Source organism: Enterobacter sp. BIDMC 27, assembly GCF_000534415.1.
Lineage (GTDB): Bacteria > Pseudomonadota > Gammaproteobacteria > Enterobacterales > Enterobacteriaceae > Enterobacter > Enterobacter hormaechei_C.
Genome location: NZ_KI973178.1, coordinates 552172 through 563603, shown reverse-complemented (window position 1 = coordinate 563603; position 11432 = coordinate 552172). Strand labels below are relative to the sequence as shown.

Annotated in this window: 7 protein-coding genes; 5 read left to right on the top strand and 2 right to left on the bottom strand. The window is 56.7% G+C overall.

The window, feature by feature from the left end:
* The first annotated feature begins 106 nt into the window (after positions 1 to 106).
* The 3 genes from hmsP to L463_RS19720 all read left to right on the top strand — a co-directional run bounded on the left by hmsP (position 107) and on the right by L463_RS19720 (position 5272).
* Positions 107 to 2113, top strand: coding sequence for a biofilm formation regulator HmsP (hmsP, locus tag L463_RS19710; RefSeq protein WP_023295578.1), 2007 nt, complete (start codon positions 107 to 109; stop codon positions 2111 to 2113).
* A 159-nt stretch (positions 2114 to 2272) separates the two neighbouring features.
* On the top strand, positions 2273 to 3559 hold the full coding sequence (gene dctA, locus L463_RS19715; protein ID WP_015571524.1) for a C4-dicarboxylate transporter DctC: 1287 nt from the start codon (positions 2273 to 2275) through the stop codon (positions 3557 to 3559).
* 222 nt (positions 3560 to 3781) lie between these two features.
* Positions 3782 to 5272, top strand: a complete 1491-nt coding sequence (locus L463_RS19720) for a M16 family metallopeptidase (protein ID WP_023295577.1) — start codon at positions 3782 to 3784, stop codon at positions 5270 to 5272.
* A 62-nt stretch (positions 5273 to 5334) separates the two neighbouring features.
* Here the strand turns inward: L463_RS19720 and L463_RS19725 are convergent, their stop codons facing one another.
* On the bottom strand, positions 5335 to 6264 hold the full coding sequence (locus L463_RS19725) for a 2-dehydro-3-deoxygluconokinase (RefSeq protein WP_017384186.1): 930 nt from the start codon (positions 6262 to 6264) through the stop codon (positions 5335 to 5337).
* A gap of 230 nt (positions 6265 to 6494) precedes the next feature.
* On the opposite strand from L463_RS19725, the gene pdeH reads away from it, so the two are divergent.
* The gene (gene pdeH, locus L463_RS19730; protein ID WP_015571521.1) at positions 6495 to 7268 is read left to right on the top strand and encodes a cyclic-guanylate-specific phosphodiesterase; all 774 of its coding nucleotides are present in this window, start codon (positions 6495 to 6497) and stop codon (positions 7266 to 7268) included.
* A gap of 65 nt (positions 7269 to 7333) precedes the next feature.
* The gene (locus tag L463_RS19735; RefSeq protein ID WP_023295575.1) at positions 7334 to 9376 is read left to right on the top strand and encodes an AsmA family protein; all 2043 of its coding nucleotides are present in this window, start codon (positions 7334 to 7336) and stop codon (positions 9374 to 9376) included.
* A 510-nt stretch (positions 9377 to 9886) separates the two neighbouring features.
* Here L463_RS19735 and L463_RS19740 read toward each other — a convergent pair.
* On the bottom strand, positions 9887 to 11209 hold the full coding sequence (locus L463_RS19740; protein ID WP_032104617.1) for an MFS transporter: 1323 nt from the start codon (positions 11207 to 11209) through the stop codon (positions 9887 to 9889).
* Positions 11210 to 11432 lie beyond the last annotated feature (223 nt).

Sequence of the window (11432 nt, the reverse complement as noted above, 5' to 3'; positions counted from 1 at the left end):
AATCTAATTGTAAGTCTCTCTTAAAAGTGCAGCTATCGGGTATACTCGGGCGCACCAGGTTTACACCCTGGTGCGCCCTGCGCTTCGAGTTTTGTGGAGAGTCATTTTGCGTGTCAGCCGTTCCTTAACGATCAAACAGATGGCGATGGTGTCTGCCGTCACAATGCTGTTTGTCTTCATCTTCTGCGTCATTTTGCTGTTTCACTCCGTACAGCAGAATCGCTATAACACGGCTTCGCAACTGGAAAGTATTGCCCGCTCGGTGCGGGAACCCCTGTCAGCCTCGATCCTGAAAGGGGATATCCCCGAGGCGGAATCCATCCTGAAGCGCATTCAGCCCGCCGGTATCGTGAGCCGCGCGGATGTCGTGCTGCCGAACCAGTTCCAGGCGCTGCGGATGAGTTTTATCCCGGAGCGTCCCGTCCCGATGATGGTGATGCGCCTGTTTGAACTGCCGGTGCAAATTTCCCTGCCTCTCTATTCCCTGGAAAGACCGGCTAACCCGCAGCCGCTGGCCTACCTGGTGCTACAGGCCGACTCGTACCGCATGTATAAATTCGTCATGAGTTGGGTTGCTACGTTAGTGACTACTTACTTACTTTTGACACTAATGCTGAGCGTGGCGCTGACGTGGTGTATCAACCGGTTAATTGTGCATCCGTTGCGCCGCATAGCCCGGGAGCTGAACGACCTCTCTCCACAGGAGCACATGGGGCATCAGCTTCCCTTGCCGCGCCTGCATCACGACGATGAAATTGGCATGCTGGTCCGGAGTTACAATATCAACCAGCAGCGTGTCCTGCGTCAGCAGGAAGAGCTCAGTAGCAACGCCACCCGTTTTCCGGTATCCGATCTGCCAAACAAAGCGTTTTTAATGGCCTTGCTGGAGCAGACCGTCGCCCGCCAGCAGACCACCGCGCTGATGGTGATTGCCTGCGAAACCTTGCAGGACACGGCGGGCGTGCTGAAAGAGAGCCAGCGCGAGATGCTGTTGCTGACGCTGGTGGAAAAGGTGAAATCCGTTCTGGCGCCGCGCATGGTGCTCACCCAGGTCAGCGGTTATGACCTGGTGGTGATCGCGCACGGTGTTAAAGAGCCGTGGCACGCCATTACGCTAGGTCAGCAAGTACTCACTGTCATTAATGAGCGGCTGCCCATTCAGGGTATCCAGCTTCGCCCGAGCGCCAGCATCGGTATTGCGATGTACTACGGGGGGCTGACCGCCGAGCAGCTTTATCGTCGGGCCTTCTCGGCCGCGTTCACCGCGCGCCGGAAAGGCAAAAACCAGATCCAGTTCTTTGATCCGGAGCAGATGGAAAAAGCCCAGCAGCGCCTGACGGAAGAGAGCGACATTCTGACGGCGATGGACAATCGCCAGTTTGCGCTCTGGCTACAGCCGCAGGTCAATTTGCGCACGGGTGAAGTGACCAGCGCCGAAGCGTTGCTGCGTATGCAACAGCCGGACGGCACGTGGGAGCTGCCTGAGGGGATGATCGAACGTATCGAGTCCTGCGGCCTGATGGTCACCGTCGGCTACTGGGTGCTGGAAGAGTCCTGCCGCCAGCTTGCGGCCTGGCAACAACGAGGCATCACGCTGCCGCTGTCGGTGAATCTCTCTGCGCTACAGCTGATGCACCCGACCATGGTGCCGGAGATGCTCGAGTTGATCCACCGCTACCGCATTCAGCCCCACACGTTGATCCTGGAAGTCACCGAGAGCCGTTGTATCGACAATCCTGACGATGCTGTCGCCATTCTGAAACCGCTGCGTAATGCCGGGATCCGCATTGCGCTGGACGATTTTGGTATGGGGTATTCCGGCCTGCGTCAGCTCCAGCACATGAAAACGTTGCCGGTGGACGTCCTGAAAATCGACAAAACCTTTGTGGAAGGGCTGCCGGAGGATTGCAGCCTGGTACAGGCCATTATTCAGATGGCGCACAGCCTGAATCTGCACGTAATTGCCGAGGGTATTGAAACCGACGCCCAGCGTGAGTGGCTGGCTGCGGCGGGCGTGGAGAGCGGACAGGGCTTCCTGTTTGACCGCGCCGTACCGACGGATATCTTTGAGCAACGCTATCTCGCCGACGCTGGCAATAACGCAAAAGTGTAATTTTGTTGCTGGCTTGTGCGAGCCAGCTCAAAGTTCTTAACATTTGTGTTTCAAATTTGAACCCCGTTTATTTCTGTCCTGTTATGTGGGTGTTATTTTAAAGCCGCAGGTTAACCATAACCTTACAAAGCCTGTAGTTTTTCTTTCCAGGGACACCCTATGAAAACCTCACTCTTCAAAAGTCTTTACTTCCAGGTCCTGACAGCCATCGCCATCGGTATTCTGCTCGGTCACTACTACCCGGAGCTGGGCGCGCAGATGAAACCGCTTGGCGACGCGTTCGTTAAGCTCATCAAAATGATCATCGCGCCGGTCATTTTCTGTACCGTGGTGACCGGTATCGCTGGCATGGAAAGCATGAAGGCGGTCGGGCGTACGGGGGCGGTTGCCCTGCTGTACTTCGAGATTGTCAGTACCATCGCGCTGATTATCGGCCTGATAATTGTCAACGTGGTACAGCCTGGCGCGGGCATGAACGTCGACCCGGCCACGCTGGATGCGAAAGCGGTGGCGGTTTACGCTGAACAGGCGAAAGATCAGGGTATTGTTGCCTTCCTGCTGGACGTGATCCCGAGCAGCGTGATTGGCGCGTTCGCCAGCGGAAACATCCTCCAGGTGCTGCTGTTTGCCGTGCTTTTTGGCTTTGCCCTGCACCGTCTTGGCAGCAAAGGCCAGCTGATTTTTAACGTCATTGAAAGCTTCTCGCAGGTGATCTTCGGCATCATCAACATGATCATGCGTCTGGCCCCGATTGGCGCCTTTGGCGCGATGGCCTTCACCATCGGGAAATATGGCGTCGGCACGCTGGTACAGCTTGGCCAGCTGATCGTCTGTTTCTACATCACCTGTATTCTGTTTGTGGTGGTGGTGCTCGGCTCCATCGCCCGTGCGACCGGCTTCAGCATCTTCAAATTTATCCGTTACATTCGTGAAGAGCTGCTGATTGTCCTCGGCACATCCTCTTCGGAGTCCGCGCTGCCGCGTATGCTCGATAAAATGGAAAAGCTGGGCTGCCGTAAGTCAGTGGTGGGGCTGGTTATTCCTACGGGCTACTCCTTTAACCTGGACGGCACCTCGATATACCTGACGATGGCGGCGGTCTTTATTGCCCAGGCCACTAACAGCCACATGGATATCTTCCATCAGATTACGCTGCTGGTGGTGCTTCTGCTCTCTTCAAAAGGGGCGGCGGGCGTAACGGGCAGCGGATTTATCGTGCTGGCGGCCACCATTTCGGCGGTGGGCCATCTGCCGGTGGCGGGCCTGGCCCTGATCCTCGGTATTGACCGCTTTATGTCTGAAGCCCGTGCGTTAACCAACCTGGTCGGCAATGGCGTGGCGACGATTGTGGTGGCGAAGTGGGTGAAAGAGCTGGATCACAAGAAGCTTAACGATACGCTGAATAACCGCACATCTGAGGACAAAACCCCCGGTTTATCCTCTTAATCCCTCATAAATGCCCGTATTCCCTTGTGGGGATGCGGGCACCTGCGCATAATAACCGTTCATACCTGTCATAATTCGACAAGATTTTTTTTGGGTATATTTCACTTCCGCCCGTGACGTTTAGCCGAACACGCTGTCTAATCGGAAGGTTTTCATCGTCATCTTTGAGTGCTCACGTCGCGAGACACTCTCTTTAACCAGGAATGTTGATCAGGGGTTCACATGCAGGGCACAAAAATTCGACTCTTAACCGGCGGTTTGCTGATGATGGCAGCAGCCAGTTATGTGCAGGCAGATGCGCTCCAGCCAGACCCGGCCTGGCAACAGGGAACACTGGCGAACGGTTTCCAGTGGCAGGTATTATCCACTCCGCAACGTCCGAGCGATCGCATTGAAATCCGTCTTTCTGTGAATACCGGCTCCCTCACTGAAAGCACCCAGCAGACCGGCTTAAGCCACTTTATTCCTCGACTGGCGCTCACCCAGAGCGGCAGTTTGCAGGCGGTTCAGGTGCGTTCTTTATGGCAACAGGCCATCGATCCGAAACGCCCGCTGCCCCCGGCTGTGGTCTCCTATGACTACACCATGTTTAACCTGAGCCTGCCCAACAACCGTAACGATCTGCTTAAAGAAGCACTGACCTATCTTTCGGATGCCACCGGCAAACTGGCGATTACGCCTGAGACCGTTAACTATGCGTTGAGCAACAGCGACATGGTGGCGACCTGGCCGACGGATACCAAAGAAGGCTGGTGGCGCTACCGCCTGAAAGGGTCAACGCTGCTTGGCCACGACCCGGCAGAGCCGCTGAAACAGCCGGTTGATGCCGCGCAGGTGAAATCTTTCTACCAGCAGTGGTACACCCCAGATGCCATGACCCTGATTGTGGTGGGCAACGTGGACAGCCGTGCGGTGATAGAACAGATCAACAAAGCATTTGGCGATCTGAAAGGGAAGCGTGAAACGCCCGCCCCTGTTCCTACCTTGTCCCCGCTGCGTCCTGAGACGGTCAGCATCATGACGGATACCGTGCGTCAGGATCGTCTTTCAATGATGTGGGATACGGCCTGGCAGCCGATCCGCGAGTCTTCTGCGCTGTTGCGTTACTGGCGTGCGGATCTCGCGCGTGAAGCGCTGTTCTGGCACGTTCAGCAGACGCTCAGCAAGAACAACGTGAAAGATATTGGCCTGGGCTTTGACTGCCGAGTGCTGTTCCAGCGCGCCCAGTGCGCCATTAACGTGGAATCGCCGGGCGATAAGCTGAATGCCAATCTCGGCGTGGTGGCGAAAGAGCTGGCTAAAGTGCGGAAAGAGGGCCTGTCTGAAGAGGAGTTTAACGCGCTGGTGGCGCAGAAATCCCTCGAATTGCAGAAACTGTTCGCCACCTATGCCCGCGCCGATACCGATATCTTAATCAGCCAGCGCATTCGCTCCTTGCAGAATCAGGTGGTGGATATCGCGCCGGAGCAGTATCAGAAACTGCGTCAGGACTTCCTGAACGGTCTGACCGTGGAGATGCTGAATCAGGATCTGCGTCAGCAGCTGTCGCAGGATATGGCGTTGATTCTGTTGCAGCCGAAAGGTGAGCCGGAATATGACATGAAAGAGTTGAAGGCCACCTGGAGCGCCATCATGGCGACGCCGCCGCAGCCAGCGCAGACGGCAGCCGATGATTTACACCAGGATGCGAGCGATATTCCGCAGGGCCAGTAAGCTCTGCGTTCCCTCAGCCCTGAGGGAGAGGGTTAGGGTGCGGGCATCAGCCCGCACAGTCCTTAAGCAGGCATCGCCTCGCGCGGAATAATCGCTCCGCGATACTGAATCACCGTGCTGGCCGTCAAGTGACCGCGCTGCGCCGCCGCTTCCGGCGTTCCCCCCGTCAGACGTACCGCCAGATACCCCGCGCTGAAAGAATCTCCCGCCGCCGTGGTATCGATTACCTTCTCTTTCGCCAGCTTCACCGCCGGCACCTCTGTCACGGCTTCACCTGCAACCGCCACCAGGCAAGACTCCGCCCCGCGCTTGATCACCACTTCGCTGACCCCGGCAGCCTGCGTCCGGGCAATGACCTCATCAACCGGTTTTTCGCCCCACAGAGCATCTTCATCATCCAGCGTCAGGAAGGCGATATCGGTGCATTCGAGCATCTGCTGGTAGACCTGCTGCGTCTCTTCGCGGCTGGCCCACAAACGCGGACGGTAGTTGTTATCGAAAATCACCTTACCGCCATTGGCCCGGCATTCGCGCAGCAGTGACAGCAGCTTTTCACGGCTCTCCTGGCTCAGGATCGCCAGGCTGATCCCGCTCAGGTAGAGATAATCGAAGGTCGCCAGTTCTTCGCAAATGGCAGCGGCGGCCTCGCTTTCCAGCCAGAATTTGGCGGCCGCTTCATTACGCCAGTAATAGAAGGTGCGCTCGCCGGTGCTGTCGGTTTCGATGTAGTACAAACCCGGCAGGCGGTTTTCCATTCGCTGGATGAGCGAGGTCCCAACGTTTTCACCCTGCCAGGCTTCCAGCATCTGCTGGCTGAAGCTGTCCGTTCCCAGCGCGGTAACGTAGCTCACGCTCAGCGCGTCGGGGGCGACCTGACGGGCAATGTAAACGGAGGTGTTCAATGTATCGCCACCAAAACCGCGGCTGACTTCCGCGCCTTTCTGGGACAGCTCAATCATGCATTCGCCAATCACGGCAATTTTTTTAGACATAGTCGTGAACCTGAACAAAGTAATTAAGGATAGTGTGCGCTGTGTGTTTTTTATGGTCAACTATATTAAAACGACGTTCCATTATTTTTTTTGAGCCAGCGCGTATTCCGGCATATTTCTGTCATCTTAATTTCATTTTCCCGGTGAATTGAACATAAAGTTCTCACCTGGCGGGCCGATAACTCAGTGACGAGTCCAGAAAGGCTATCCCATACAACAGGACATCCGAAATGAAGTCAGAGCAGGTTATCCAGCGGCTGAGCACTACGCCTGAGGCAAGTATTGAGAACTTGCAGGAGCATCGCTACTGGCTGCAATGTGAGCGAGCGTACACCTATCAGCCCATCTACCGTACCGACGGTCGGTTAATGGCGATTGAGGTGTTAACGGTCGTCACTCATCCATCGAATCCTTCACAGCGTATTGCACCGGACCGCTATTTTGCGGAGGTTGCCGTGCGTCAGCGTATCGACGTGCTGGAAGAGCAGCTGAGAATGCTGGCGACGAAGCAGGCGTTCTTCGAGCAGCACGGTATTCTGGCGTCGGTGAACGTGGATGGCCCAACCCTGATGGCGTTACGTCAGAACGCGACATTGCAGGCGCTGATTGCCACCTTGCCGTGGATGCGCTTCGAGCTGGTGGAACATGTTCAGCTGCCACAGGACTCCTCGTTTGCCTCGATGTGTGAGTTTGGCCCGCTGTGGCTGGATGATTTCGGTACCGGTATGGCCAACTTCTCCGCCCTGAGCGAAGTGCGTTATGACTACATCAAAGTGGCCCGCGATCTGTTTATCATGCTGCGCCAGACGCCGGAGGGACGGAACCTGTTTACGATGCTCCTGCAACTGATGAACCGCTATTGCCAGGGCGTCATTGTGGAAGGCGTAGAGACGCTGGAGGAGTGGCGCGACGTGCAAAATTCCCCGGCAGCGGCGGCACAGGGTTATTTCCTCTCTCGTCCTGTCCCCATGGATACCCTGGAAAAGGTGATAACCACCCTCTGATCTGCCCGCTTCCCTTTGTCTGAACTATAGTTTTAGAGGCAAGTTCATCAGGAAAGGGGACAACAATGACAAAAACAACCAGGGTGATTTCCTGGACAGCAGGGATTTTCTTGTTGCTGATCGTGGTCTTAATCATCATTATCGCCACGTTTGACTGGAACCGGCTCAAACCGACCATCAACCAGAAAGTCTCAACCGAGCTAAACCGCCCCTTCGCAATACGTGGCGATTTGGGTGTCGTGTGGGAGCGCCAGAAAGAGGAAACCGGCTGGCGAAGCTGGGTGCCATGGCCGCACGTTCACGCCGACGACATCATTCTCGGCAACCCGCCGGACATCCCCGAAGTGACCATGATCCACCTGCCGCGCGTGGAAGCCACGCTGGCGCCGTTAGCCCTGTTAACCAAAACGGTGTATCTGCCGTGGATCAAACTTCAGCAGCCCGACGCGCGGCTAATTCGCCTGTCAGAGAAAAACAACAACTGGACGTTCGATCTCGCCAGCAGCGGCGATAAAGATCAGAATGCGCAGCCCTCTTCGTGGTCTTTCCGCCTCGACAATATTCTGTTCGATCGGGGGAGGATCGCCATTGACGATAAGGTGAGTAAGGCTGACGTGGAGATCCTCGTCGATCCGCTGGGTAAGCCTCTGCCGTTTAGCGAAGTGACGGGCAGTAAAGCCAAAGGCGATGACAGCAAAGCGGGCGATTACGTCTTCGGCCTGACGGCGAAAGGGCGCTACAACGGCCAGCCGCTGACCGGTAAAGGCAAAATCGGCGGCATGCTGGCGCTCAGGAGTGAGGGCACGCCGTTCCCGGTGCAGGCGGATTTCCGCTCGGGCAACACCCGCGTGGCGTTCGTGGGCACGGTTAACGACCCGATGAACATGGGCGGCGTCGACCTCCAGCTTAAGTTTGCCGGGGATTCGTTGGGTGAACTGTACGATTTGACCGGCGTACTGCTGCCAGATACCCCGCCGTTTGAAACGGACGGGCGCCTGGTTGCCAAAATCAACACCGAAAAATCGTCCGTCTTTGACTACCGGAATTTTAACGGACGCATCGGCGACAGCGATATCCACGGCACGCTGACCTACACCACCGGTAAACCGCGCCCGAAACTGGAGGGGGACGTTGAATCCCGCCAGCTGCGTCTGGCCGATCTTGGTCCGCTGATTGGCGTAGATTCGGGCAAAGGCACGAAGTCTAAAGAGGTTAAAAAGGACGTTCAGCCTGCGGGTAAAGTGCTGCCCTATGACCGCTTCGAAACCGACAAATGGGACGTGATGGATGCGGATGTACGCTTCAAAGGACGTAAAATTGAGCATGGCAGCACGCTGCCGCTGAGCAACCTCTCGACCCATATCATCCTGAAAAACGCCGACCTGCGCCTGCAACCGCTGAAGTTTGGCATGGCCGGGGGAACCATCTCATCGAATATCCACCTGGAGGGGGATAAAAAGCCGATGCAGGGAAGGGCGGAGATCCAGGCGCGTCGGCTGAAGCTGAAAGAGCTGATGCCGGACGTGGAGCTGATGCAGAAAACCCTCGGTGAGATGAACGGCGACGCGGATATTCGCGGCACGGGTAACTCGGTAGCGGCGCTGCTGGGTAGCGGAAACGGCAACCTGAAGCTGCTGATGAACGACGGGCTGGTGAGCCGTAACCTCATGGAGATCCTGGGGCTGAACGTCGGGAACTTTATCATCGGGCAAATCTTCGGTGACGACGAAGTACGCGTTAACTGCGCGGCGGCAAATCTGGATCTGGTCAACGGCGTGGCGCGTCCGCAGATCTTCGCTTTCGACACGGAAAACGCGGTTATCAACGTCACCGGTACCGCCAGCATGGCGTCCGAGCAGCTGGATTTAACCATCGATCCGGAAAGTAAAGGCATTCGTATCATCACCCTGCGCTCGCCGCTGTACGTTCGCGGGACCTTCAAAGATCCGCAGGCGGGCGTGAAGGCCGGGCCGTTGATTGCGCGTGGTGCGGTCGCCGCCGCGCTCGCTACGCTGGTCACCCCTGCGGCGGCGCTGCTGGCGTTGATTTCGCCGTCAGAAGGCGAAGCGAATCAGTGTCGGACGATTTTGTCGCAGATGAAGAAGTAATCCCGTTTCTCCCTCTCCCTGTGGGGAGAGGGGGCTCCAGTAATTTGAAAGCAAAAGCTATAACGTTGCCTCAGAATAACTGAGGGCTTTCAGCGATGCCTCGGTCCGGCTGTAAATCGCTGAGGCGTTTCCTGTAGGCCGGGGCGAGGCGCAGGGATGCGCCGAGAGGGCGGGCTTTACAGGGATGTTACCTCCGCCCGTCCCCGATAAGCCGGAAGGAATAAGCCGAAGGCACCGCGAAGCGGCGATTTTCCGCCGGAAGCCCGGGTCGCCAGGGTGGTGGCGACTGAGCCACCCTGGCACGTTCACCGCTCATGTCGTGACAGAGTAGCAAGGAACATAAAGTGAACGGAATGACCACCTGAGCCGTATGTTCCCCCTCACCCCAGCCCTCTCCCTCAAGGGAGAGGGGGCCGTCTGTGCAGGCATTATTTTGTGGGGAGCCCTCAGCCCTGTGGGTGAGGGCTGAATCGTAGGCCGGGTAAGGCGTAGCCGCCACCCGGCATTCACTTACAGCGCCTGATGCTTCGTCTCGTGCGTCAGCAGCAGCGCAATCAGCGTCAGCGCTGCCATTGCCGCCAGATAGACACCCACATAGAACAGGCCATAGTTCGCCTGAAGCCATGTGGCGATATACGGAGCCACCGAGGCGCCCAGAATCGACGAAACGTTATAGGAGAACGACGCGCCGGTGTAACGCACTTCAGTCGGGAACAGCTCCGGCAGCAGCGCGCCCATTGGGCCAAAAGTCAGCCCCATCAGGCTCAGGCCAATCAGCAGATACGCCATCACCAGCGCAGGGCTACCTGAACCCAGCAGCGGCGGGAAGACAAACAGCGCGAACAGAATAATCAGCGAGGTGATGACGATCATGCTTGAACGACGGCCAAATTTATCCGCCAGCAGGCCCGCGATGGGCACCATCACGCCAAATCCGATGACCGCCATCATCAGCATCCACAGCACTTCGTTACGCGGCAGGCCCAGGCCGACCGGCGCGGCGGCGGTACTGAAGGTCATGGAGTAAACGGTCATGATGTAGAACAGCGTGTAGGTCGCCAGCATGATGAACGTGCCCAGCACGGTCACGCGGAGGTGTTTGGTCAGCAGCGTCCCCAGCGGAACTTTAACCTGCTTTTTCGCCGCGGCGACTTTAGCGAAGACCGGCGTCTCGTGCAGCGACACGCGAACGTACAGGCCAATCAGCACCAGCACGGCAGAGAAGACGAATGGAATACGCCAGCCCCAGTTCATGAACTGTTCATCAGTCAGCAGCCAGGAGAGGAGCAGGAAGGTGCCGTTAGCAAAGAAGAACCCAATCGGTGCGCCCAGCTGCGGGAAAGAGCCATACAGGGCACGTTTGCGCGCCGGGGCGTTTTCGGTCGCCAGCAGTGCCGCGCCGCCCCATTCCCCGCCCAGCCCCAGACCCTGCCCAAAGCGCGCCAGCGCCAGCAGCACAGGCGCCAGAATGCCAATAGTTTCATAGGTCGGCAGCAGGCCGATGGCGACGGTGGAGATCCCCATCGTCAGCAGCGAGGCAACCAGCGTCACTTTACGGCCGACGCGATCGCCAAAATGCCCAAAGACCGCTGAACCAATCGGACGCGCAACGAAGGCGATAGCAAAGGTGGCTAAAGACTGTAGCGTGGCTGCCGTCGGGTCGCCCTGAGGGAAGAAAATATGCGGAAAGACAATGACCGCAGCGGTGGCGTAAATATAAAAGTCGAAGAACTCAATGGCGGTGCCAATCAGCGATGCGACGACGACTTTATTGCGCGAGTTGACCGGAACGTGTTCCGCCCCTTCGTTAAGTGTGGAGGCTGTTGCTTGCATAATATTTTCTTATTTTTGGACGAACGAAGGGCCATATTAGGCATAGCGAAAGCGACATTTCAATCTGTAACAAAGGCGTGGTGTGGTCATAAAAGCAACAAAAAGCGGATAATTTTCAGACCAGCGAAAACACTTCTATGAAATGCTTCACACTTTTTAAATATCAGTCATTAAAACTGGTTTTGCGTTAAATAAAAGTTACGGCCTGGATTTATATGCTGAA

Bases quoted from the DNA above. Each gene is read 5' to 3' on its own strand.
- dctA (WP_015571524.1), top strand. From the start codon at position 2,273: ATGAAAACCTCACTCTTCAAAAGTCTTTACTTCCAGGTCCTGACAGCC.
- L463_RS19725 (WP_017384186.1), bottom strand. From the start codon at position 6,264: ATGTCTAAAAAAATTGCCGTGATTGGCGAATGCATGATTGAGCTGTCC.
- L463_RS19720 (WP_023295577.1), top strand. From the start codon at position 3,782: ATGCAGGGCACAAAAATTCGACTCTTAACCGGCGGTTTGCTGATGATG.
- L463_RS19740 (WP_032104617.1), bottom strand. From the start codon at position 11,209: ATGCAAGCAACAGCCTCCACACTTAACGAAGGGGCGGAACACGTTCCG.
- pdeH (WP_015571521.1), top strand. From the start codon at position 6,495: ATGAAGTCAGAGCAGGTTATCCAGCGGCTGAGCACTACGCCTGAGGCA.
- L463_RS19735 (WP_023295575.1), top strand. From the start codon at position 7,334: ATGACAAAAACAACCAGGGTGATTTCCTGGACAGCAGGGATTTTCTTG.